The sequence below is a fragment of the Bradyrhizobium sp. USDA 4503 genome (genome assembly GCF_054055815.1).
Genome location: NZ_JBSRXS010000001.1, coordinates 6,498,268 through 6,521,297, shown reverse-complemented (window position 1 = coordinate 6,521,297; position 23,030 = coordinate 6,498,268). Strand labels below are relative to the sequence as shown.

Annotated in this window: 18 protein-coding genes, 1 tRNA gene, 1 pseudogene and 1 riboswitch; of the genes and pseudogenes, 6 read left to right on the top strand and 14 right to left on the bottom strand. The window is 65.8% G+C overall.

All coding sequences use genetic code 11. The features are described from left to right. Positions 1-5 precede the first annotated feature (5 nt). Together ACVMIH_RS30975 and ACVMIH_RS30970 are read right to left on the bottom strand one after the other, a co-directional pair. On the bottom strand, positions 6-935 hold the full coding sequence (locus tag ACVMIH_RS30975; RefSeq protein WP_057016031.1) for a dihydrodipicolinate synthase family protein: 930 nt from the start codon (positions 933-935) through the stop codon (positions 6-8). A 36-nt stretch (positions 936-971) separates the two neighbouring features. Continuing rightward, positions 972-2,138, bottom strand: coding sequence for an NADH:flavin oxidoreductase/NADH oxidase (locus ACVMIH_RS30970; RefSeq protein WP_456864494.1), 1,167 nt, complete (start codon positions 2,136-2,138; stop codon positions 972-974). Between the two features lie 246 nt (positions 2,139-2,384). Here ACVMIH_RS30970 and ACVMIH_RS30965 point away from each other — a divergent pair, with 246 nt between their 5' ends. Further along, entirely contained in the window at positions 2,385-3,404 is a 1,020-nt protein-coding gene (locus tag ACVMIH_RS30965; RefSeq protein ID WP_057016030.1) for an LLM class flavin-dependent oxidoreductase, read from the top strand. Between the two features lie 570 nt (positions 3,405-3,974). Here ACVMIH_RS30965 and ACVMIH_RS30960 read toward each other — a convergent pair. The 3 genes from ACVMIH_RS30960 to ACVMIH_RS30950 all read right to left on the bottom strand — a co-directional run bounded on the left by ACVMIH_RS30960 (position 3,975) and on the right by ACVMIH_RS30950 (position 6,108). Further along, positions 3,975-4,226 (bottom strand): DUF3551 domain-containing protein, encoded by a 252-nt coding sequence (locus ACVMIH_RS30960; protein ID WP_076832446.1) that lies wholly within the window; start codon positions 4,224-4,226, stop codon positions 3,975-3,977. Between the two features lie 70 nt (positions 4,227-4,296). Then, positions 4,297-4,370: transfer RNA gene (locus ACVMIH_RS30955), tRNA-Gly, on the bottom strand. 109 nt (positions 4,371-4,479) lie between these two features. Further along, complete coding sequence (locus ACVMIH_RS30950; protein WP_456783325.1) at positions 4,480-6,108, bottom strand: 4-amino-4-deoxy-L-arabinose transferase; 1,629 nt, start codon at positions 6,106-6,108, stop codon at positions 4,480-4,482. 78 nt (positions 6,109-6,186) lie between these two features. Between ACVMIH_RS30950 and ACVMIH_RS30945 the strand changes: the two are divergent. The 4 genes and pseudogenes from ACVMIH_RS30945 (at position 6,187) to ACVMIH_RS30930 (ending at position 8,574) form a co-directional block, all read left to right on the top strand. Continuing rightward, positions 6,187-6,764 (top strand): annotated as a pseudogene (locus ACVMIH_RS30945) (methylated-DNA--[protein]-cysteine S-methyltransferase). A 9-nt stretch (positions 6,765-6,773) separates the two neighbouring features. Further along, complete coding sequence (locus ACVMIH_RS30940) at positions 6,774-7,613, top strand: helix-turn-helix domain-containing protein (RefSeq protein WP_076832452.1); 840 nt, start codon at positions 6,774-6,776, stop codon at positions 7,611-7,613. A 55-nt stretch (positions 7,614-7,668) separates the two neighbouring features. Then, on the top strand, positions 7,669-8,028 hold the full coding sequence (locus ACVMIH_RS30935) for a VOC family protein (protein ID WP_016843721.1): 360 nt from the start codon (positions 7,669-7,671) through the stop codon (positions 8,026-8,028). A 129-nt stretch (positions 8,029-8,157) separates the two neighbouring features. After that, on the top strand, positions 8,158-8,574 hold the full coding sequence (locus ACVMIH_RS30930) for an SRPBCC family protein (protein ID WP_076832454.1): 417 nt from the start codon (positions 8,158-8,160) through the stop codon (positions 8,572-8,574). A 181-nt stretch (positions 8,575-8,755) separates the two neighbouring features. Here the strand turns inward: ACVMIH_RS30930 and ACVMIH_RS30925 are convergent, their stop codons facing one another. From ACVMIH_RS30925 to ACVMIH_RS30915, 3 genes are all read right to left on the bottom strand, one after another. Next, positions 8,756-10,198, bottom strand: a complete 1,443-nt coding sequence (locus tag ACVMIH_RS30925; RefSeq protein ID WP_057016023.1) for an MATE family efflux transporter — start codon at positions 10,196-10,198, stop codon at positions 8,756-8,758. Positions 10,199-10,327: 129 nt separating this feature from the next. Beyond that, entirely contained in the window at positions 10,328-11,377 is a 1,050-nt protein-coding gene (locus ACVMIH_RS30920; protein ID WP_316398688.1) for a hypothetical protein, read from the bottom strand. Between the two features lie 163 nt (positions 11,378-11,540). Next, complete coding sequence (locus ACVMIH_RS30915) at positions 11,541-12,647, bottom strand: 2'-deoxycytidine 5'-triphosphate deaminase (protein ID WP_057016021.1); 1,107 nt, start codon at positions 12,645-12,647, stop codon at positions 11,541-11,543. A gap of 134 nt (positions 12,648-12,781) precedes the next feature. Then, positions 12,782-12,861, top strand: a riboswitch (SAM riboswitch). Positions 12,862-12,937: 76 nt separating this feature from the next. On the opposite strand from ACVMIH_RS30915, the gene ACVMIH_RS30910 reads away from it, so the two are divergent. Then, a complete protein-coding gene (locus ACVMIH_RS30910) occupies positions 12,938-14,131 on the top strand; it encodes an O-succinylhomoserine sulfhydrylase (protein WP_092085392.1) in 1,194 nt (397 codons plus the stop codon). Between the two features lie 51 nt (positions 14,132-14,182). Here the strand turns inward: ACVMIH_RS30910 and ACVMIH_RS30905 are convergent, their stop codons facing one another. The 6 genes from ACVMIH_RS30905 to ACVMIH_RS30880 form a co-directional block, all read right to left on the bottom strand. Further along, positions 14,183-14,956, bottom strand: a complete 774-nt coding sequence (locus ACVMIH_RS30905) for a glucose 1-dehydrogenase (RefSeq protein ID WP_438077088.1) — start codon at positions 14,954-14,956, stop codon at positions 14,183-14,185. A gap of 123 nt (positions 14,957-15,079) precedes the next feature. Next, on the bottom strand, positions 15,080-16,225 hold the full coding sequence (pimD, locus tag ACVMIH_RS30900) for a pimeloyl-CoA dehydrogenase small subunit (RefSeq protein ID WP_456864491.1): 1,146 nt from the start codon (positions 16,223-16,225) through the stop codon (positions 15,080-15,082). Positions 16,226-16,411: 186 nt separating this feature from the next. Then, complete coding sequence (gene pimC, locus ACVMIH_RS30895; RefSeq protein ID WP_018269091.1) at positions 16,412-17,602, bottom strand: pimeloyl-CoA dehydrogenase large subunit; 1,191 nt, start codon at positions 17,600-17,602, stop codon at positions 16,412-16,414. Positions 17,603-17,761: 159 nt separating this feature from the next. Then, positions 17,762-18,949 carry an acetyl-CoA C-acyltransferase gene (locus tag ACVMIH_RS30890; protein ID WP_456864489.1) on the bottom strand — a complete coding sequence of 396 codons (1,188 nt, stop codon included), beginning with the start codon at positions 18,947-18,949 and terminating at the stop codon, positions 17,762-17,764. Next, positions 18,946-20,649, bottom strand: coding sequence for a dicarboxylate--CoA ligase PimA (gene pimA, locus ACVMIH_RS30885; protein WP_316398691.1), 1,704 nt, complete (start codon positions 20,647-20,649; stop codon positions 18,946-18,948). The genes ACVMIH_RS30890 and pimA overlap by 4 nt, the downstream gene beginning before the upstream one ends. 143 nt (positions 20,650-20,792) lie before the next feature. Then, complete coding sequence (locus ACVMIH_RS30880) at positions 20,793-22,889, bottom strand: 3-hydroxyacyl-CoA dehydrogenase NAD-binding domain-containing protein (RefSeq protein ID WP_057016014.1); 2,097 nt, start codon at positions 22,887-22,889, stop codon at positions 20,793-20,795. Positions 22,890-23,030: the final 141 nt, after the last annotated feature.

The following is a 23,030-nucleotide window of genomic DNA, read 5'->3' as shown; positions in this document are numbered from 1 at the left end:
CCCCGTTATCGTCCCCAGCGCAGCACGACCGGATCGAGTGTCCGCGCGATCTCGATCAGCCCGGCGCGCGTCGCCGGATGCAGCGGTTGCAGCGGGTGGCGCACTGCATCGGACTTGATGACGCCGCCCTCGCGCATCAGCACCTTGCAGGCCTGCAGCCCGCATTGCCGGTTCTCGTAATTGATCAGCGGCAGCCAGCGCGCATAGGCCCCGACCGCCTCGTCGCGCCGGCCGGCGAAGAACGGATCCATGATCTGGCGGATGCCGTCGGGATAGCCGCCGCCGGTCATCGCGCCGGTGGCGCCGGCATCGAGATCGGCCATCAGCGTGATCGCCTCCTCGCCGTCCCACGGCCCCTCGATCTCGGCGCCGCCCTTCTCGATCAGGCCGCGCAGCTTGTTCGCCGCCATCGGCACCTCGATCTTGAAGTACCTGATATTGGCGAGCTCTTTTGCCATCCGTGCCAGGAAATCGACCGAGAGCGGCGTGCCCGCCACCGGCGCGTCCTGGATCATGATCGGGATGTTGATGGCATCCGACACGATCCGATAAAACTCGTAGATGCCCGGCTCGCCGACGCGGAAGGTCGCGCCGTGATAGGGCGGCATGATCATCACCATCGCAGCCCCGGCGGCTTCCGCCTCGCGGCTGCGCGCGGCGCAGACCGCCGAGGAGAAATGCGTGGTGGTGACGATGACGGGAATGCGGCCGGCGACATGCTCGAGCACCGTATGCATCACGGTCTCGCGCTCGGCGTCGGTCAGCACGAACTGCTCGGAGAAATTGGCGAGGATGCAGATGCCGTGGGAGCCGGCGTCGATCATGAAGTCGACGCAGCGCCGCTGGCCATCGAGGTCGAGATTGCCGTTGGCGTCGAAGATGGTCGGCGCCACGGGGAAGACGCCGCGATAGGGGCGCTTTGCGACTGATGTCATGATAACGACCTCCCAGGTTGTTGTCGGATTTTCTTGTCAGCTCTGGCGGAACGGCAGCGGCGGGCCATCGAGCCGGCGCAGGCCCGGCTCGCGGCGCTCCAGCCACCAACCATACTGCTTCGGCCAGGACGCAAACACCTCGCCGCCTGCACCGCCGAGCGCGAGCTCGGCGTGCAGCGGCCAGTTCGGATCGAACAGCGCCTCGCGGCCGATCGCGACCAGGTCGGCCTGGCCGTTGGCCAGGACATCTTCTGCCTGCTGCGGATGCAGGATGAGGCCGACCGCGATGGTCGCAATGTCGGCGGCGCGGCGGATCTCATCGGCATAGGGCACCTGAAAGCCGTAGCCGCGCGGAATCCGCGCCGCGGTCGCCGAGCCGAGCAGGCCGCCCGACGAGCAATCGATCAAATCGACACCGCGCGCCCTGGCTTCGCGGGCGAACGCGACCTGGTCCTCGAGCGTCAGGCCGCCGTCGATACCGTCGACCGAGGAAATCCGCACCGACAGCGGCCGCTCCGCCGGCCAGGCCGCGCGCACGGTCTCGATGATCTCGAGCGGATAGCCCATCCGCCCGGCGCGATCGCCGCCATAGGCATCGGTGCGGCGGTTCGACAATGGCGAGAGGAATTCATGCAGCAGATAGCCATGCGCGCAATGCACCTCGACGAATTCGAAGCCGGCCTCCACCGCGCGCAAGGTGGCGCGCCGCCATTGCTCACGCAGCGCGGCGAGTTCGGCCGCGTCGAGCGCGTGCGGCATCAGCCAGCCGTCTTCCATCGGGATCGCGCTCGGCGCCACCGTCCGCCACGGCAGATCGCCGCGGCCGCGGTCGGCCTCATCGAGGGCGGCATTGCCGTACCAGGGACGCTGCATGCTGGCCTTGCGGCCGGCATGCGCGAGCTGGATCGAGGGCACTGCGCCATTGTCCTTGAGGAAGGCGGCGATCCGTTCGAGCGGCGCGATCTGCTCGTCGTTCCAGATGCCGACGTCGCCATGGGTGATGCGGCCCTCCGCGGTCACCGCCGCAGCCTCGACCATCACGAGCCCGGCGCCGCCCTGGGCAAATTTACCAAGATGGACAAGGTGCCAGTCATTGGCCAAGCCGTCGGTTGCCGAATACTGGCACATCGGCGAGATCAGGATGCGGTTTCGGGAGGTCACGCCGCGAAGCGTGATCGGCTGAAACAGAAGCGGCTGCGACATCGGGACCTGCGGGACGGTGTTGGCGGGAGAAATCGTGGCGGAAAGCTAGGCGGCGCGCCCCGGGATCGCAAGTCATGCCGCGGCGCAGGCGGCAAGACCTGCACGCATGCAGCACTTGCGGAGCGGCGCGATCTGCAAAACCGGCAACATCTGCCGCAGAAAATTTCCCGGCTGGTAGACACTTTCGGTCATCCCCGGGTCACGTCACGGATCGCAATTCGTCGCGGACATCCCTACATTGCCGGCATGAAGAAAATCGGATTCCTTTCGTTCGGGCACTGGACGCCCTCGCCGCAGTCGCAGGCCCGCTCAGCCGCGGATGTGCTGCTGCAATCCATCGACCTTGCGGTCGCGGCCGAAGAGCTCGGCGCGGACGGCGCGTATTTTCGCGTCCATCACTTCGCGCGCCAACTGGCCTCGCCGTTCCCGCTGCTGGCGGCCGTTGGCGCCAGGACCAGCCGGATCGAAATCGGCACCGCCGTGATCGACATGCGCTACGAAAATCCGCTCTACATGATCGAGGACGCCGGCGCGGCCGACCTGATCGCGAGGGGACGCCTGCAACTCGGCATCAGCCGCGGCTCACCCGAGCAGGTGATCGATGGCTGGCGCTATTTCGGCTATCAGCCGGGCGAGGGCGAAACCGATGCCGACATGGGCCGGCGTCATGCCGAGATCTTCCTCGACATGCTGCGCGGCCAGGGATTTGCGCAGCCCAATCCACGGCCGATGTTTCCCAATCCTCCCGGCCTGCTGCGGCTCGAACCACTCTCGGAAGGCCTGCGCGAGCGCATCTGGTGGGGCGCCGGCTCGAACGCCACCGCGGTGTGGGCGGCGAAGCTCGGGATGAACCTGCAAAGCTCGACGCTGAAGAACGACGAGACCGGAGAGGCTTTCCACGTCCAGCAGGCCGCCCAGATCCGGGCCTATCGTGCCGCCTGGAAGGAAGCCGGGCACACGCGCGAGCCGCGGGTCTCGGTGAGCCGCAGCATCTTCGCGCTGGTCGACGATCGCGACCGCGCCTATTTCGGCAACGGCCAGGAGGAAGACCAGATCGGCTTCATCGACGAGAGGACGCGCGCAATCTTCGGCCGCGGCTACGCCGCCGAGCCGGACAGGCTGATCGAGCAGCTCAAGACGGATGAGGCGATCGCAGAGGCCGATACCTTGCTTCTGACCGTCCCCAATCAGCTCGGCGTCGATTACAACGCGCATGTGATCGAGACGATCTTGACCCAGATCGCGCCCGCTTTGGGCTGGCGCTGAATCCATCGCGAACGTCAGCGATACTCGCCCGGCGCGCAGCCTCGTCACATCGAGCAGGACCGGGATAAGGACCCGCGCCGGCCGTCTTCTAGGGGGCTGTTGAGAGGGAACGGCCAGGCGCGGGCTTGAACCGACCGTTCTCGCCGGAGGTCGGTCGGCTCTATTCGACCAATGCCGGAACCCGCGACATCGTTCCGGCGGAACTTCGTTCTCAAACGCGGAGAACTACGGAAACATAACTGCGCGTTGTGAGAAGAACAGGTCGAGTACGGTGCGTTAGGCGCGCACGTTGCGTGAACAGATCGCCGTAATATCCCGGGATAATAACGAAAGGCCGTCTGCGGATCCACTGGGTCAGGAATCCCTGTCGCGATTGCGCCGGGTGAGGTCGAGCCGATCGACCGCGCTCATCGATCCGCCGGTTCAGCTCCTCGTCTTCTCGCGTATTGCTGCCGCGACGGGCGCGAACCACCAATGCACAACATCCGAGCAAAACGATCGCGAAGAGCGCGTAGTACCACCATGCCATGCACTGATCTCAAATGAACGCTCGCGATACCGCCGGAAAAGTCATCGTTCAGGCCGATGAGGACGCGCCGACCTTGGCGCATAATAAGGGTTCACCAGACAGGTCGCCGGCATGCCCACAGCGCTGGCCTGGCACTGATCTATCGACGTGAAGATGCAGTCCATGCGCTCGCCGACCAACTCACCGTAAACATGCATGCAGACGGGATAGCGCGGATCATACATTTGCGCGGATGCCGGCCTCGTCATCCAAAGCGCGCCCAGCGCAAGCAGCAGCGCTCCAAGCAACCTCACGTCACGTCTCCTGCTGTCGCCAAATACATTGCCGTGCCGACAAACTGTCCCGCGACATTTGCCTGAAGGCTGGAGCGGGCGAAGGGAATCGAACCCTCGTATGCAGCTTGGGAAGCTGCCGTTCTACCATTGAACTACGCCCGCGATCTCAATGCTTGAGGTCGCACCTCACGGGTGCGACCCGGCCGGACCATAGCCCGGGCGGAGGCAGCGGATCAAGCGCGCATTGGAGCCGATCGCCGCACCGCCCCCGCTAGTGGCCCATCCTCACGAGCACGTCATTGATGACAAAAGCCGCGGCGGCGGATGCGTCGCAGGTGCCGCTTCGTGCATAGATGCAGGCATCGGCGATGCCGACGCGGGCACAGCTTTGCCTTGAATAATCCGCCGGCAGATCACCGGCGGCCGCGGGCCGCGCGAGGATGCGGTTGAAGGTCGGCTTGGTCGCCTGCAACAGCGGCGGCAGGATCAGCTCGGCGAGCGGATCGCCGGGCTCCAGCGCATAGAGCGGTACTGGGCCGACCAATCGTTCCCGCCCTGGCAACAGCTGGAAACGAACATTGTAAAGTGCGAGGCCGCACAGCTGCGGATCGCTGCGCAGTTCGGCGGCGAGCCGCGCTGCGCCGACACCGCGCGTCCAGTAGTCCCGCATCCCCTCGCTAGCGCCGGCGAGCGTCACCGAGAGCAAGGCCCAGCCGCCGGTGACGATCGGCAATGCCCAGCGGCGCCACCCGGGCTTTGCGCGCAGCCATTGCACCCAATCGGCCGATCCCAGCGCCGCGACGATGATGAACAGTGCCACCGACAGGAAGACGAAGCGGTATTCCTTGTGGGCGATCAAGCTGTGGAAGACGAGGTTGACCAGCGCCACGGCCAGCAGCAGCGGCGCATGCCGCGCGCCGCGCCAGATCGCGGCGAGCGGCAACACGATCGCCGCCGACCACACGATCAGGAAGTTGGCGAGATAGGCCGAAGGGGGCGTCACGCCGAACTCGGTCGCGCGATCGTGCAGCAGGTTTTCCTTGATGTTGCCGATCAGCCAGGCGAACGGCACGGCGCCATGCGCAAGGTCGATCGCGGCGGTGAGCACCAGCGCGGCGAGACCGCCCGCGATCAGGGGAATCAGGTTTCGCCAACGCATCCAGCAGGCGCCGAGCGCAAGCGCGGCGATGGCCGGCGCGTACTGAAAGCGGCAGACAAAGGCAAAAGCGAGCAACGCGCCGCCGATCGCCAGATGCCGCTGCGACGGACGGCCGGTCACCAGCAGCGCCGCCGGCACGACCAGCGCCGTCGCCAACGGCTCGCCCAATGTGTGCGGCGAGAGCAGGATCAACTCGAACCAGACTGCCGCCGCGAACGCCGCGACGATGGCATGGGTTCGCGAAATCCGTGCACCAAAGAACCAGGCGCTGACCACGATCGACAGTGACGCAGATGCGGCGACCAGGCGCGGCACCAGGAAAGCGCCCTCGCCCCCCGGCGCAATCAAGCCGCCCACCGCGACCGGCCCGGCCAGCAATGTCGGCAGGAACCAGCCGCGAATGCCTTCGCGCCACTCCCACGTCAAAATGCCGTCATGGCCGAGCATCCGCCACGCCGGCTCGAGATACTGAAAGATCTCGTCCGGATACATCACGTTGGGCCAGAGCGCGGCCGCAAGGCGCAGGACCAATGCCGGCAACAGCAATGCGAACAGCGGATGAAGACGCCCGGTCGATGTCCCGGCCACGGCTGTGCTGCCGCGCGCCCCATCCGCGCCGGTGCTGGTCATCGTTCCGCCGATCGTACCGTGGAGCAGCATGCTGACGACCAGATAGCGGGCAAAGCCTTTAAGATGCGTGACTGATAAATTGGCGAGGTCACACAGAAGGGGCCGCGACATGGTTAGCTAAACGTCAAGATTCCGGATGCGCGCGCCGGCGACAATGTTAGGATCGCGCGCGTGGGGGCTGGTGGCGTCATGGCGGGGCGTGGGTATACCATTTTCGACACGGCGATCGGCCGATGCGGCATCGCGTGGGGCGAGCTCGGCGTGGCTGGCGTGCAGCTTCCCGAGCTGCGCGAGATCGAGACCCGCAAGCGGCTATTCAAGCTTTATCCTGACGCGCGCGAGATGCGGCCTCCCGAGGAGGTCGCTGTCGCGATCGAGGGCATCGCCGCGACCTTGCGCGGCGGCATTGGGACCTTGCCGGCGTTGCGCTCGACATGAGCGGCATCCCGGCCTTCAACGCGCGCGTCTACCAGTTTGTCCGGACCATTCCCCGCGGCGAAACCCGGACCTATGACGAGGTGGCGAGCGCCTTGCGCGCGTCCGGCGCGGTCTATTCGGTGGCACAGGCGCTCGGCCGCAATCCCTTCATGGTCATGGTGCCCTGCCACCGCGTGCTCGAGGCAGGCAATTATGCCGACCGGATCTCGCCGAACGGCGGCAGCATCTCGAAACGGCGGCTGCTCTCGATCGAGGGCGCCCAGCCGACCACCAGCAAGACCCTTTTTGATGTGCTGCTGCCCGTTGCACGACTCCGGCCGCAAGCTTAAATCCGGGGTATGGTCCGAACCACGCTGCTGCAGCGCGATCGCATCACGGTGAACGAGTTCCGCTGCACGGCGGAACCCGGCGACAAGCCGTTCGCCGAGCAGTTCGCCTCCCACTCGGTGTCCTATGTGCGCAGCGGCAGCTTCGGCTGCCATTGCCGCGGCCGCTTCCATGAGCTGGTGGCAGGCTCGATCCTGGTCGGCCATCCCGGCGACGAATACACCTGCACGCACGACCACGTGGTCGGCGACGAATGCCTGTCGTTCTTCCTCGACCCGGTGCTGGTCGAGACCATCGGCGACCGCGCGGCGGTCTGGCAGGTCGGGTCGGTGCCGCCGCTGCCGGAACTGATGGTGATCGGCGAGCTCGCGCAAACGGCGGCAGCTGGCAACAGCGACGTCGGTCTCGACGAGATCGGCCACCTCCTCACCAGCCGCCTTGTCGAGCTGGTGTCCGACCGCAAGACAAAGCCGCTCACCGCAGGCTTGCGCGATCGCCGCCGCGCCGTCGAGGCCGCGCTGTGGATCGACGCCAATTCACACCATCAGATCGACCTCGACGAGGCCGCCGAACAGGCCGGCTTGAGCACCTTCCATTTCCTGCGGCTGTTTTCCGCCGTGCTCGGCGTCACCCCGCATCAATATCTCGTGCGCTCGCGGCTGCGCCATGCGGCGCGGCGGCTCGCGGATGACGACAGCCCGGTCACCGACATCGCCTATGACGTCGGTTTCGGCGATCTGTCCAATTTCGTGCGCAGCTTCCACCGCGCCGCCGGTGCCTCGCCGCTCAAGTTCCGCCAGGCCTCGCGCGGCGACCGCAAGATTTTCCAAGAACGTCTCGCGCTGCAATAGCTAGGCTGCTCCCGTCCGCGCGTCTTTCGATGCGCTTAGCGACTGGAGATTCCTCATGTACGACCATATCGGATTGCGCGTTGCCGACCTCGACGCCAGCGTGCGCTTCTACACCGCAGTGCTGGCGCCACTCGGCTTCGTGCTCTGCTCGCGCGACGACAGCGGCGCCGGTTTCGGCCCGAAGGGCGAGCCCGCGCTCTGGCTGCATTTGCACAAGGGCAAGGCCCAAGGCGGCGCGCACGTTGCGTTCCGTGCCCCGAGCCATGACGCGATCAAGACATTCCATACCGAAGGCCTGAAGGCCGGCGGCAAGGACAACGGCGCGGCGGGCCATCGCAAGGATTACAGCCCGACCTATTACGCGGCGTTCCTGCTCGACCCCGACGGCAACAATGTCGAGGCGGTGTCGACCTAGCACACCACAGCTCCGCCGTCATTGCGAGTGGAGCGAAGCAATCCATCTTTCCGCCTGCTGCGGTGTGGATTGCTTCGTCGCTTCGCTCCTCGCAATGACGACACATCTGAAACCAACGAGGATTGAACAATGGCTTCCATTCACAAGGATATCCCGATCGACGCGCCGGCAGATCATGTCTGGGACGCGTTGCGCGATTTCGGCGCACTGCATACGCGGCTAGTGCCGGGCTTCGTGACTGACACGCAACTGGACGGCGACGTCCGCACCGTCAGCTTCTCCAACGGCACCGTGGCGCGCGAGACGCTGGTCGATTGCGACGACCAGCGAAAGCGGCTGGTCTATGCGATCAGCAGCGAGCGGTTGAAGCAGCATTCCGCCTCGGTGCAGGTGTTCGCCGAGGGCGACACGCGCTGCCGCGTGGTGTGGATCGCCGACGTGCTGCCGCACGAGGTCGCGCCATACATGGACGCGCAGATGGATCTCGGCGCGGCGGCGATGCAAGCCGCGATGGCCAAATCGGCCAGGGAGAAGAGCGCGGCGTGATCCGCTAGGTCATGCGACTGGCCGCGCATTTCGAACTATGACCGTCACCCTGAGGAGGTCGCGAAGCGACCGTCTCGAAGGGCGACAGTCCCGCTGTTTCTACGAGCGCACGCCGAAACACCTGGGCCGTCGATCCTTCGAGACGCCGCTTCGCGGCTCCTCAGGATGACGGATTTAATATCTACGACAGCGCCGGCTGCACTTCTGCGACCGGTGCCGACTTGCCCCAGCGCGTCAGGATCACGCTGAGGCAGGACAGCACGCCGAGCACGCCCATCGAGGCGGCGGCGAGTGCGAAGAAGTTCTGCGCGCTCGCCTCATGCGTCGACAGCCACCAGCCGCCGGTGCCGATGAAGATCAGCCGCGCTGTCTGCGCCAGCACCGGACCCAGCACCTTCGCGGCACCCTGCGAGGAGAAATACATCGACATCGCAAGGCCGATGAACGCGTACATCGGCGCGGCGGTCGAGAGATATTGATGGCTGGTCGCCCGCACGTGCGGATCATTGGTGAACAGATTGACCCAGAGGTCGGGGAAGACGGCGATGAAGCTGCCGACCACGCCGACCGCAAGGAACGACACCGTGCCCGCGGTCCAGGCGATGCGCCGGGCGCGCGCGACGCGCTCGGCGCCGACCGCCATGCCGATCATCGGCACCGAGGCGATGCCGACCGCGAAGGCGACGGAGGTCAGCATGAATTCGAGCCGCGCGCCGATGCCGTAGCCGGCGAGCACCGCGGTGCCGAACTGCGCCAGCATGTGGGTGAAGATCGAGATCGTCAGAACCGACTGCAACGGCGAGAAGCAGGACACCGCGCCGACCTTGAGGATGTCGATGAACATCGCCCATTGCACGCGCAGCCCCTTGAGTTTCGGCTTCACGCGGGCACGGCCCGAGAACAGATACCAGCCCATCACGCTGATGCTGATCGAATAGGCGATCAGCGACCCCGCGGCGACGCCGCGCATGCCGAATTGCGGCACCGGACCGAGACCGAGCCCGAGCGTGCCGCCGAGAATGATCTGCCACACCGCCGAGGACAGGATCATGGTCGACGGCAGCTTCATGTTGCCGGTGCCGCGCAGGATGCCGGCCATGGTGTTCATCAGCCAGGGCAGGATCGCGCCGCCGAAGAACACCTGCGAATAGGCGATCGCCTGCGCCAGCACATTGCCCCGGCCGCCGAGCAGTTCGAGCAGGCGCGGGCCGAAGATCAGCATGCCCAGCATGAACGTCAAACCAAAGGTCAGGCCGATCAGCAGCGCATGCATCGCCAGCGTCGAGGCGCGCTCGATCTCGCCGGCACCGAGCGCACGCGCGATCGCGGATGCGACGCCGCCGCCCATCGCGCCGCCGGACATCGTCATGGTCAGGATCACGCAGGGAAACACCAGCGCCATCGCCGCGAGCGACTCGACGCCGAGCCGGCCGATATACGAAGTCTCCGCGATCACGACGCAGGTGCCGGCGGAGAGCGCGATCACGTTCGGCCACGCCAGCCATAGCAGCGTGCGCAGGATCGGCCCGTCGAGCAGCGCATTGCGCGCCGGCTTGGTCACCGGCGGCGGCAGCGGCCGCTCTTGTTCGTCGACAGGAATTTCGGCGAGGCCGAGATCGGACATTTCTACTCCCACGCGCGATCTGGGGAGCCGCGCCATGGTGTTTCCCTACCATGGCGGCGGCGGAATCCACGTGCGCGGGGCGCAAGGGGGGCCTGCGCGATTGCAGGTGAACCCGGATGAACCTTGGGGCTAGCCGATCGACCAGACGAACGGCGCGCCGGCGGCGCTGTTCGGCTTCAGATGCACCGGAATATGCCGCCCGCAGCCGGCGGCCAGCCCTTCGAACAGGCCGGTCAATACGCTGGCGCAGGCCGGATGATAGTCGGCCACGTCGGCCATCAGCTTCCAGCCCTGCTGGCGGATTTCGAACTGGCCCTCGGATTCGGTGATGTCAGCAATATCGTCCTGCGACTCGAAGAGAGTGCGCAGGAATGCGGCAAATTCCGTGGCACGGCCACGGCGGCCGCCGAGCGCCTGCGCGACCTCGTCGTAATACTGCATGCCGATCAGTCTGCCGGTGAGATGCAGCAGATAGCTCGCATCCTCCGGGCCGAACACCTGCACGATGACCGGCGCGGCCGTCTTCACATATTCCATCGCGTAGTTGCGATAGGCCTTTTCCAGCCGCGGCTTCGGCCAGCTGTCGACCGGCAGCGCCGGCGCGGTGTTCGGATCGAATGGCGGCGCCTCGAGATGGCGCGCGAACACCAGGCGCTGGTCGAGCTCGAGCGGATGATCGTACTCGCAGTAATAGCCTTCGAGGCCGTCCTGGCCGTCGACACTCTGCTTGGTGCAGACGAAGCCGAGCCGCAAGTCCCCGAGCGCGACACCGTTGTTGGCGTGCCAGCCGCGCAGCATCGCGCGCGAGACCTCACCGGGCACGCCGCAGATCGCCGTGCCCTTCCAGATCCAGCGCGGCGGCGGATAGCGGATCCAGGCCTTGCGGTCGGTCTCGTACATGTATTCGACATGCACGCCGCCGATCCAGTTGGAAAGATAATGATACTGCGCGGCCGCGACCGCCGGCGGCAGGCTGTCGAGGCCGAGCTTCTTCAAGCCGGGCAGGAAGCGCTCCTGCTGCTGGCGACGAAACACGCGGAAGACGAACTCGGCGGCATCAGCCGTGCCGCGCCGCGTGACGACGGTGAGGATCAGCCCGGTGAAGAAGGCGTGATAGAGATCGGCGACGCTGCGCCACTTCCGCCATTGCGTTTCGCGCGCGTCCTGCTCTCCGGTCATGTCTGCTCCCGCTGTTCTTGTTGGCGAGATAAAGCCTCGCGCGCGCAATCGTAGCCCGGATGCAGCGAAGCGCAATCCGGGGCAGCTCAATGCGCGTATGCAGCGCCCCGGATTTCGCTAGCGCTTCATCCGGGCTACGGAATTACACGCGCGCGAAACGGAATTACACGCGAAAATGCTTGGAGAGCTTCAGGCCCTGCGCCTGATAGTTCGAGCCGATGCGCTGGCCGTACAGCGCGTCGGGGCGCTCGAGCATCCGCTCATAGACGAGGCGGCCAACGATCTGGCCATGCTCGAGGATGAACGGCACCTCGCGCGAGCGCACCTCCAGCACGGCGCGCGCGCCCTTGCCGCCGGCGCCGGCATAGCCGAAGCCGGGATCGAAGAAGCCGGCATAATGGACGCGGAATTCGCCGACCAGCGGATCGAACGGCACCATCTCCGCGGCGTAGTCCGGCGGCACCTGCACCGCCTCTTTCGACGCCAGGATGTAGAACTCGCCGGGATCGAGGATGAGACTGCCGTCGGGCCGGGCCTTGATCGGCTCCCAGAAGTCGTCGACAGCATAGCCGCCGCGGCGATCGACATCGACCACGCCGGTATGGCGCTTGGCGCGATAGCCGACGAAGCCGCCCGAGCTCTCGCCGGAGAGATCGACCGAGAGCGCGACGCCATGGGTGAGATCGGCATTGGCGGCGTCGACCAGCCGCTCGGCGGCATGCAGCGCATCGAGCTCGTCGGCGGTCAGCGTCGCCTCGCCGATCCGGAAGCGGACCTGGCTGAGCCGCGAACCCTCGCGCAGCAGCACGGGAAACGTCTTCGGGCTGATCTCGGCGTAGAGCGGGCCGTGATAGCCGGCGCCGATCATGTCGAAGCGGCGGGTGCCGTCGGCGATCACGCGGGTGAAGACGTCGAGCCGTCCGGTCGAGCTCTTCGGGTTGGCCGCGGCCACGATCTCCGGCGGCAGCGCCAGGCTCTCCAGCAGCGGCACGATGTAGACGCAGTTGGTCTCCAGCACCGCGCCGTCGGACAGATCGATCTCGTGCAGCTTCAGCTCGTCGATCCGCTCGGCGACGGTGGCATCGGGCCCCGGCAGGAAGCTGGCGCGGACGCGGTAGGCAATGTCGCCGAGGCGGAGATCGAGGCTGGCCGGCTGGATCTGGCTCTCGACGAAGTCATAGGCGGGCAGAATGAGGCCGGCCTCCGCCATCTCCGCGATCATGCGGTCGGGCAGGATTCCGTTGGATTCATCTTCCAGCGTGAACGACACGATGCGGTCCCTCGGCGATCCCTCGAGATGACCCAAAAATCATACTCCAGGCGGCCATCAAGCCCCAAAATATGGGCTTTTACGGGTTATCCGATGACCGTCTTGACGGAAAGGGCGCGAGGGAATATCAGCTGCACTTATCCCGTGGTGATTTGAGCCGGCCGGCTTGCAGCCACGTTAAATAAGTCGCTAAACAGGCCGGGGACAGTGTGATCCCGGCTTGTGGAGGTTGCTCCAGGCCGGTTTTTTTGTGGCCATTCTCCAGGGGAAATGGCCACCTCGGAGGTCACATGTCTGAATCTGAAACCACGGCCCGCTTTCGTCCCGAAACCCGTCTCGTCCATGGCGGTACGCTGCGCTCGCAATTCGGGGAGACGTCGGAAGGGCTGTTTCTCACCCAGGGCTACGTCTACGACACCGCCGAGCAATGCGAGGCGCGCTTCAAGGGCCAGGACCCCGGCTTCATCTATTCGCGCTATTCCAACCCGACCATTGCGATGTTCGAGCGCCGCATGATCGAGCTCGAGGGCGCGGAAGCCGCGCGCTCGACCGCGACCGGCATGGCCGCGGTGACCACCGCGATCCTCGCCCCGCTGAAGGCCGGCGATCATGTGGTGGCCTCGAAGGCCCTGTTCGGCTCCTGCCTCTACGTGGTGCAGGACCTGTTGCCGCGCTACGGCATCGAGACGACGCTGGTCGACGGCCTCGATCTCGACCAGTGGCAGCGCGCATTGCGGCCGAACACCAAGACCTTCTTCCTGGAGAGCCCGACCAATCCGACGCTCGACGTGCTCGACATCGGCGCGATCGCAGAGATCGCGCATAGCGGCGGCGCCCGGCTGATCGTCGACAACGTGTTCGCGACGCCGATCTGGCAGAGCCCGCTGTCGCTCGGCGCCGACGTCGTGGTCTATTCCGCAACCAAGCATATCGACGGCCAGGGCCGCTGCCTCGGCGGCGTCATCCTGTCGTCGGAGGCCTTCATCGCCGAGCACATCCACAATTTCATGCGCCAGACCGGGCCGTCGCTGTCGCCGTTCAACGCCTGGGTGCTGCTGAAGGGGCTGGAGACGCTCGGCGTGCGCGTCCGCGCCCAGACCGAGAACGCGGCGAAGATCGCCGAGGCGCTGGCCAAGCATCCGAAGATCACGCGGCTGGTCTATCCGGGCCGCCCCGACCATCCGCAGGCCGAGACGGTGAAGAAGCAGATGGGCGCCGGCTCGACACTGGTCGGCTTCGAGGTGAAGGACGGCAAGGCCGGCGCCTTCCGCTGCCTCAACGCGCTGAAGATCTCGCGCATCTCCAACAATCTCGGCGACGCCAAGAGCCTCGTCACGCATCCCGCGACCACGACGCATCAGCGCCTGGCGCCGGAGGCCCGCGCCGAACTTGGTATCAGCGAAGGTTTCATTCGCTTCTCGGCCGGGCTCGAGCATCCCGACGACCTGATCGAGGATTTTGAGCGCGCGCTCGAGCAGGTTTGAAGCAACGCGTCATGGCCGGGCTTGCCCGGCCATGACGGCTTCTCTTGAAGATTAAGTCGCAGCCGTCGTGACGCCGCCGTCGACCACGATGGTCTGGCCGGTCATGAAGGTCGACGCGTCGGAAGCGAGATAGGCCACAGCGCCTGCGATCTCGTCGGGCTCGCCGATGCGGCGGAGCGGCGTCGATGCGGTGCGGCGCTTCAGATTGTCCGGGTCCTCCCACAGCGCGCGGGCGAAATCGGTCTTCACCAGGCCCGGCGCCACGCAATTGACGCGCACGCCCTTCGGGCCCCACTCGCCGGCGAGGCTGCGGCACAGTGCGAAGTCGGCCGCCTTGGAGATGCCGTAGGCGCCGATCACCGTAGAACCCCGAAGTCCGCCGATCGAGGAGATGATCACGACCGAGCCCTTGCCGCGTTCGGCCATCTGCGGGATCGCCAGTGCGGACAGCCAGATGTTGCTCTTGACGTTGGAGCCCATGATCTTGTCGAAGGCCTCGTCGGTGATGTCGAGCAGCGGGCCGTAATAGGGATTGACCGCGGCGTTGCAGACCAGGATGTCGATCTTGCCGTAATGCTTGATCGTCCCCGAGACCAGCGCCTCGACCTCGCTGCGGCGCGCGATGTTGCAGGGGATGACGAGCGCATCGCCGCCCGCGTTCTTGATGCCGTCGGCGACTTCCTGGCAGGCATCCGCCTTGCGCGAGGAGATCACGACCTTGGCGCCGAGTTTTGCCAAAAGCTCCGCCGAGGAGCGGCCGATGCCGCGGCTCGAGCCGGTGATGACCGCGACCTGGCCGGTGAGATCGAACGGGGTGTTTTTCATTGTTGTTTCCCTGTTATTTGCACGTCATTCCGGGGCGCGACGCAGTCGCGAACCCGGAATCCAGAGGTTACGGCGCCAGATTCCGGGTTCTCGCTTCGCGAGCCCCGGAATGACGGAGATGGCTCAGGCCAACAACCCGCCGCCCTCGCTGACGCGACGGAGGTGATAGTCGGTGTCGCCGAGCGTGTTCTCGATCATGGTCAGCCGCTTGAAGTAGTGACCGATCTTGGCTTCCATGGTCATGCCGATGCCGCCATGAAGCTGGATCGACTGCTGGCCGACGAACTTCAGGGACTTGCCGACCTGCACCTTGGCGGCGGCGACCGCCGACGCACGCTCCTTGGCATCGTCGAAGTCCGACGCCATGGTGGCGAACATCGACATGCTGCGGGCCTGCTCCAGCGCCACGAACATGTCGGCGGCACGGTGCTGCAGGCTCTGGAACGAGCCGATCGCAACGCCGAACTGCTTGCGGGTCTTGATGTACTCGACCGTCTCCTTCAGCGACTCGTCCATCGCGCCGACGGCTTCCGCGCACAGCGCAATGCGGGCTTCGTCGGCGACGCGCTCGATCAGCAGCAGGCCGTTCTCGGGATCGCCGATCGCAGCGTCAGCGCCGACCTCGACATTGGTGAAGGTGATGTCGGCCGCGTGCAGGCCGTCCTGGGTCGGATAGCCCTTCCTGGTGACGCCCTTGGCATCCGCTGGGACCAGGAACACGCCGATGCCGCTCTTGTCGCGCTGGCCGCCCTTGGTGCGCGCGGTCACAACAAGCGTGTCGGCGTTCTCGCCGTTGAGCACCACGAACTTCTCGCCGTCGATCACCCAGCCGTCGCCCTTCTTCTTCGCGCTGGTGACGACGTCGAAGAGGTCATAGCGCGAGTTCTTCTCGAGCTGGGCAAAGCCGAAGGTCTTGCTGCCGTCGATGATGCCGGGAATGTGCTTGGCCTTCTGCTCGGCCGAGCCGCCATGGCGCAGGAAACCGCCGGCGACCACGACGGTGGCCAGATAAGGCTCGACCACTAGCGCCTTGCCGAGCGCTTCCATCACGATCATGGTCTCGACCGCGCCGGCGCCGAAGCCTCCGTCGGTCTCCGCGAAGGGCAGACCAAGCAGGCCCTGCTCGGCGAGCTTGCCCCAGAGCGCTTTGCTCCAGCCGCCCTTCTCCTTCATGTACTTCTTGCGCGCATCGAAGTCGTAGGCATCCGCCAGCAACCCGTCGACGCTTTCCTTGAGAAGCCGCTGCTCCTCGGACAGATCAAAATCCATGTTCGTTCCCTTAACTAACTGATCATTGTTCAAGCCGGGGCCTCTTCACCTCGCCCCGCTTGCGGGGAGAGGTCGGATCGCGAAGCGATCCGGGTGAGGGGGTACAGGTCTCTCGGCAGTCGTTGCTCGGAGAGATGCCCCTCACCCCAACCCTCTCCCCGCAAGCGCGGGGAGAGGGAGAGGAAACTACAGTCCCAGCACCGCCTTGCTGATGATGTTGCGCTGGATCTCGTTGGAGCCGCCGTAGATCGAAACCTTGCGGTTGTTGAAGTAGCTCGGCGCGATCTGCGCGGTCCAATCCATGCTCTCGTTCGAGCCGGCATCGCCGTGCTCGTCATAGGGTGCGGCGAACGGACCGATGATCTCCATCAACAGCTCGGTGGTGGTCTGCTGGATCTCCGAGCCCTTGATCTTGAGCACCGAGGACGCCGGATTGGGCTTGCCCTTGCCGTGCTTGCCCTCGTCGGCGACGACGCGGAGCTGGGTGAGCTCGAGCGCCTTCAGCTCGATCTCGCAGGCCGTGAGCTTCTCGCGGAACGCCGGATCCTCGATCACCGGACGGCCGCCGGACTCGACCTTGGAGGCCAGCGCGCGGATGCGGCGCAGCCGCTCCTTCGACACGCCGACCCGGGCGATGCCGGTGCGCTCATTGCCGAGCAGGAATTTGGCGTAATCCCAGCCCTTGTTTTCCTCGCCGATCAGGTTCTCGTAGGGCACCTCGACGTCGTCGAAGAACACCTCGTTGACCTCGTGGCCGCCGTCGATGGTCTGGATCGGGCGCACGGTGACGCCCTTCGACTTCATCGAGAACACGATGAAGGAGATGCCCATCTGCTTCTTCGCGGCCGGATCGGTGCGGCAGAGGCAGAAGATCATGTCGGCGTGCTGGGCGAGCGTGGTCCAGGTCTTCTGGCCGTTGATGATCCACTTGTCGCCACGGCGCTCGGCCTTGGTCTTCAGCGACGCGAGGTCCGAACCCGAGCCCGGCTCCGAGAAGCCCTGGCACCACCAGTCGTCGACATTGGCGATGCGCGGCAGATATTCCTTCTTCTGCTTCTCGTTGCCGAAGGTGTAGATCACCGGGCCGACCATGCTGACGCCGAAGGCGAGCGGCTGCGGCGCCGGATAGGACTGCAGCTCCTCGTTGAAGATGTAGTGCTGCACGGTGCTCCAGCCGGTGCCGCCATATTCCTTCGGCCAGTGGGTGACGCCCCAGCCCTTCTTGTTGAGGATGCGCCACCAGGTGACCATCTCGTCCTTCGACAGATGGCGGCCTTCCTGCAGCTTGCGCCGGGTCTCCGGCGGCACGTTGTTCTTGAAGAACTCCCGCACCTCCTCGCGAAACGCTATCTCTTCCTTGGTGAAAGCGAGATCCATCGGATCCTCCTTTTGAAATTCAACTGCTTCTTTCCTGGTCGTCCCGGCGAAGGCCGGGACCCATAACCACCGGCTTTCGTGTTTGACAACGCCGGCTGCCGCATGTGCCCAAAGAGAAGCCGCGGCGTATGGGTCCCGGCCTTCGCCGGGACGACAATCCTACTGCAACACCTCGAACAGGCCGGCCGCGCCCATGCCGCCACCGACGCACATGGTGACAACTGCGTACTTGGCCTTGCGGCGGCGGCCCTCGATCAGCGCGTGGCCAGTGAGCCGCGCACCCGACATGCCGTAGGGATGGCCGACCGAAATCGCGCCGCCATTGACGTTGATCTTCTCCGGATCGATGCCGAGCTTGTCGCGGCAGTAGAGCACCTGCACCGCGAAGGCCTCGTTGAGCTCCCAGAGATCGATATCGTCGACCTTGAGGCCATGACGCTTGAGCAGCCGCGGCACCGCGAACACCGGGCCGATGCCCATCTCGTCCGGCTCGCAGCCGGCGGAGACGAAGCCGCGGAAGAGGCCGAGCGGCTTCAGCCCGCGCCTGGCGGCCTCCTTGTCGCTCATGATCACGGAGGCGCTGGCGCCGTCCGAGAGCTGGCTGGCATTGCCGGCGGTGATGGTGAAACCGTCGCCGCGCACCGGCTTGAGGCTGGCAAGCCCTTCGGCCGTGGTCTCCGGCCGCGGACCTTCGTCCTGCGACAGCGTCACCTCTTTCATCGTGACGGCACCGGTCGCCTTGTCGGTGACCGCCATCATGGTGGTGATCGGCGCGAGCTCTTCCTTGAACTTGCCGCCCTGCTGCGCGGCCGCGGTGCGGCGCTGGCTTTCCAGCCCATACTCGTCCTGCTTCTCGCGCGAGATGTTGTAGCGCTTGGCGACGATCTCGGCGGTGTCGATCATGGGCATGTAGACCTCGCCCTTGATCTTGAGCAGCGCCGGATCCTGGGCATGGAAGGAATTCATCTTGTCGTTCTGCACCAGCGAGATCGATTCACCGCCGCCGCCGACCGCGATCTCGACGCCGTCGAAGATCACCGAGCGCGCGGCAAGCGCAATCGCCTGCAGGCCGGAGGCGCACTGGCGGTCGATCGTGGTGCCGGCAACCGTCACCGGCAAGCCGGCGCGGAGCAGCGCCTTGCGCGCGATGTTGCCGCCGGTCGCGCCCTGCTGCATCGCCGCGCCCATCACCACGTCCTCGATCTCCTTCGGATCGACCTTGGCGCGCGCCACCGCTTCGCCGATCGCGTGCCCGAGCAAGGTCGCGCCCTCGGTGACGTTGAGCGCGCCGCGATAGGCCTTGCCGATCGGCGTGCGGGCGGTGGAGACGATAACGGCGTCGGTCATGAGCGAGATCCTGATGCAGTCTGTTGTTGCGTGGATTGAGATGTCTCGGTTTGAGCAGTCTTGGGCTGCTGCTGGCGCAATTCGTGACGCGACAGCTTGCCGACCGGGGTGCGCGGCAATTCGTCGACGAACTCGACGGCCGCCGGCAGTTCGTGCTTACCGACCTTGCCGGTGAGGAATGCACGCAGCTCGTCGATCGAGAAGGTCTTCTCGCCGTCGCGCAGCTTGATGAAGGCCTTTGCCGCCTCACCGCGGTAATCGTCGGGAATGCCGATCACGATCACCTCCTGCACGGCAGGATGGGTGTAGATCGCCTGCTCGATCATCTGCGGATAGACGTTGAAGCCGCCGGAGATGATCATGTCCTTCTTGCGGTCGACCAGATAGAAATAGCCGTCGGCGTCCATGTAGCCGATGTCGCCGGTGAGGAAGCGGTCGCCGACGAAAGCCTCCGCGGTCTCCGCCGGCCTGTTCCAGTAGCCCTTGGTGACGTTCGGGCCGCGGATGCGGATCTCGCCGACCTCGCCGACCGGCATCACCCTGGTGGAATCCTCCAGCGACACGACGTCCATCTCGATGCCGGGCAGCATCAGCCCGATCGAGCCTGGTTTCTCCGGTCCCTCCTTGGGATGGCCGGTGCCGGGCGAGCAGGTCTCGGTCATGCCCCAGCCGCTCTTCAGCTTCATGCCGACGCGGCGCTCGAAGATCTTCGCGACCTCCACCGGCAGCGGCGCGCCGCCGGAGCCGGCGACCACCAGCGAAGAGAGATCGCGCTTGTCGAGATCGGGCAGCGAGGCGATCGCGATCCACATCGTCGGCACGCCGGGAAACACCGTTGCGCGCTTGACCTCGATGTCGCGCATCACGGCCTCGACGTCGAAGCGCTGGTGCAGCGAGATCAGATGGCCGCGCCGGATCGCCGACAGCAGGACGACGGTCAGCGCGTAGATGTGAAACAGCGGCAGCACGCAGATCACGCGCTCGATCGCATTGCGTTCGAGCCGCCCGGGCTTGCCCCAGACGTCGTAGATCGACACCGCCGCGGTGAGATTGCCATGGCTGAGCATGGCGCCCTTGGGCAGGCCCGTAGTGCCGCCGGTATATTGCAGCAGCGCGACGTCCTCGACGTCGACCGCCGGCCATTGCGACGGCCTGGTCGCGCCGTCGATGAACTGGCGATGGGTGATGATCGCGGGATTGTCGGGCAGCGCCGTTTGCGGCGTGCCGACCTTGCCCCAATTGTCGTCCTCGCAGACGATCAGACGATCGAGCAGACCCTTGGCGAGGAATTTCAGCGCGGTCGGCAACAGCGCCGACAAATTGCTGGTGACCAGCACCCGCGCGCCTGAATCGGACAGCTTGTGCGACAGCGCGATCTCGCCGTCGAGCGGCGACAGATGCACGACGCGGGCGCCGGCCTTCAGCGCACCGAAGAAATTGATCGGATGGTCGGGCGAATTGCCGAGGAACAGCGCGACCGACGTTCCCTTGCCGTAGCCGGCCCGCATGAAGGAAGCGGCGGCGGTCTCGACCAGGGCCTCCAGCTCGGCGTAGCTGATCGGCCGGTCGCGGAATTCGAGCACCGGGCGCGCGCCGAACTCGGCGGCGGCGCTCGACAGCAGGTCCGGCAGCGTGCCGCGCGTGATCTCGTCGCTCCACTGCACGCCCTTGGGATAATATTGTTCGCCGGGATAGGTCATGAAAACCAGACTCTGGAAACTGTCATTCCGTGGCACGCGCAGCGTGAACCTAAGATGCGCAATTTGCGCATCGGGGAATCTCGAGATTCCGGGTCTGCGCCTTACGGCGCATCCCGGAATGACACGTGGTTACAGTCGGCCAATCACGCCGCCTTCGACGGCGCGGCGAGCGAGGCGAAGGTCTTGCCCTCGTCGGCGAGCTTCTTGAGCAGCGGCGCCGGCTCGAGCGAGGGATCGTTGGTCTCCTTGGCGTAGAAGGCCAGGCGATCGGCGATGTGCTTGAGGCCGACGGTGTCGGCCCAGAACATCGGACCGCCGCGATAGATCGGCCAGCCATAGCCATAGAGCCAGACCACGTCGATATCCGACGGACGCGCCGCGATGCCCTCGGCGAGGATCTTCGCGCCTTCGTTGATCATCGGGTACATCATGCGCTCGAGGATCTCGTCGTCACTGACGACGCGCTTCTTGCGGCCGAGGCGCGCCAGCGTCTCGTCGATCAGCTTCTCGACCTCCGGATCGGGCAGCGCCGCGCGCGAGCCCGGCTCGTACTTGTAGTAGCCCTTGCCTGTCTTCTGGCCGAAGCGGCCGGCTTCGCACAGCGCGTCGGCGATCTCCGACTTGATGCCGCGGTCCTTGCGCGAGCGCCAGCCGATGTCGAGACCGGCGAGATCGCCCATCGCGAACGGGCCCATCGGCATGCCGAACTTGGTCACCACGGCGTCGACCTGTTGCGGCAGGGCGCCTTCGAACAGCAGCTTCTCGGACTGCTTGCCGCGCTGCGCCAGCATGCGGTTGCCGACGAAGCCGTCGCAGACGCCGACCACTGCCGGCACCTTGGCGATCTTGCGGGCGATCGAGACGGCCGTGACCAGCGCGTCCGGCGCGGTCTTGTCGGCGCGCACGATCTCGCACAGCTTCATGACGTTGGCCGGCGAGAAGAAGTGCATGCCGAGCACGTCCTGCGGACGCTTGGTCGACTTCGCGATCTCGTCGATGTTGAGATAGGAGGTGTTGGAGGCCAGCACCGCGCCCGGCTTGGCATACTGGTCGAGCTTGCCGAACACTTCCTTCTTCACCGCCATGGTCTCGAACACCGCCTCGATCACGAGATCGGCGTCGCCGACGTTCTCGATGCCGACGACACCGTTGATCAGCGCCATCCGCTTGGCGGGCGCGTCCGCCGGGATGCCGCCGCGCGCGGCGGTCGCCTCGTAGTTCTTCTGCATGATGCCCATGCCGCGCTTGAGCTGCTCCTCGCCGGTCTCGATCAGGGTGACCGGGATGCCGGCATTGGCGAACGACATCGCGATGCCGCCGCCCATGGTGCCGGCGCCGAGGATGGCGACGCGCGCCACGTTGCGGCCCTTGGTGCCGTCGGGGACACCGGAGATCTTGGCGGCTTCGCGCTCGGCGAAGAAGGCGTAGCGCTGTGCCTTGGACTGGTCGCCGTTCATCAGTTTGAGGAAGCCCTCGCGCTCCTTCTTCAGGCCCTCGTCGAACGGCAGGTCGATCGCGGCGCCGACGGCGTCGGCAGCGGCGAACGGCGCCTCGAGGCCGCGCGACTTCTTGGTCAGCGCAGCGACCGCATTGGTGAAGATCGAACGATCGGCCTTGGCCGCGGCGAGCTTGCTGTCGTCGTCGCGCAGCTTGCGCAGCGGACGCTTCTCGGCGACCACCTTGCGCGCGAATGCCTCACCGCCCGAAGCCGGTCCCTCGACGATCTCCTCGATCAGGCCGGCCTTCAGCGCCGCGTCCGCGCCGATCGGATCGCCGCCGACGATCATCTTGACCGCGAGCTCGGGACCGACCGCGCGCGGCAGGCGCTGGGTGCCGCCGGCGCCGGGCAGCAGGCCGAGCTTCACCTCGGGCAGACCGAGCTTGGCGTCCTTGGTGGCGACACGGTAGTGGCAGGCCAGCGCGACCTCGAGGCCGCCGCCGAGCGCGGTGCCGTGGATGGCGGCAACGATCGGCTTCGGCGAGCTCTCCATCAGGCTCAGCACTTCGGCGAGCCCGGGCGGCTTCGGCGGCTTGCCGAATTCGGTGATGTCGGCGCCGGCGATGAAGGTACGGCCGGCGCAGGTCAGCACGATGCCCTGGACCTGCGCATCATCGATCGCGCTCTTGATGCACTCGAAGATGCCGCCGCGCACCGCGGCGCTCAGCGCATTCACAGGCGGACTGTTAACCGTGACGACGGCAATATTGTCATGACGTTCGAGCTTGACGACTTCACTCACCGGGACTCTCCCTGGATGCTTGTTCTTGGACTTGTGTTGAGTAGCTGCACGACTTGCGTTGAGCCGCTACGATTAGACCAATTTCGCACTGCGAAATTTAATTCCACATCTTGACATGGAGGGTTATTTTGAAGCACGTGC

Coding starts and splice junctions, on each gene's coding strand:
- ACVMIH_RS30925 (WP_057016023.1), bottom strand. CDS start 10,198: ATGTCCGATCTCGGCCTCGCCGAAATTCCTGTCGACGAACAAGAGCGG.
- ACVMIH_RS30905 (WP_438077088.1), bottom strand. CDS start 14,956: ATGAAAAACACCCCGTTCGATCTCACCGGCCAGGTCGCGGTCATCACC.
- pimD (WP_456864491.1), bottom strand. CDS start 16,225: ATGGATTTTGATCTGTCCGAGGAGCAGCGGCTTCTCAAGGAAAGCGTC.
- ACVMIH_RS30950 (WP_456783325.1), bottom strand. CDS start 6,108: ATGTCGCGGCCCCTTCTGTGTGACCTCGCCAATTTATCAGTCACGCAT.
- ACVMIH_RS30940 (WP_076832452.1), top strand. CDS start 6,774: ATGGTCCGAACCACGCTGCTGCAGCGCGATCGCATCACGGTGAACGAG.
- ACVMIH_RS30890 (WP_456864489.1), bottom strand. CDS start 18,949: ATGACCGACGCCGTTATCGTCTCCACCGCCCGCACGCCGATCGGCAAG.
- pimC (WP_018269091.1), bottom strand. CDS start 17,602: ATGGATCTCGCTTTCACCAAGGAAGAGATAGCGTTTCGCGAGGAGGTG.
- ACVMIH_RS30910 (WP_092085392.1), top strand. CDS start 12,938: ATGTCTGAATCTGAAACCACGGCCCGCTTTCGTCCCGAAACCCGTCTC.
- ACVMIH_RS30965 (WP_057016030.1), top strand. CDS start 2,385: ATGAAGAAAATCGGATTCCTTTCGTTCGGGCACTGGACGCCCTCGCCG.
- pimA (WP_316398691.1), bottom strand. CDS start 20,649: ATGACCTATCCCGGCGAACAATATTATCCCAAGGGCGTGCAGTGGAGC.
- ACVMIH_RS30920 (WP_316398688.1), bottom strand. CDS start 11,377: ATGACCGGAGAGCAGGACGCGCGCGAAACGCAATGGCGGAAGTGGCGC.
- ACVMIH_RS30970 (WP_456864494.1), bottom strand. CDS start 2,138: ATGTCGCAGCCGCTTCTGTTTCAGCCGATCACGCTTCGCGGCGTGACC.
- ACVMIH_RS30935 (WP_016843721.1), top strand. CDS start 7,669: ATGTACGACCATATCGGATTGCGCGTTGCCGACCTCGACGCCAGCGTG.
- ACVMIH_RS30930 (WP_076832454.1), top strand. CDS start 8,158: ATGGCTTCCATTCACAAGGATATCCCGATCGACGCGCCGGCAGATCAT.
- ACVMIH_RS30975 (WP_057016031.1), bottom strand. CDS start 935: ATGACATCAGTCGCAAAGCGCCCCTATCGCGGCGTCTTCCCCGTGGCG.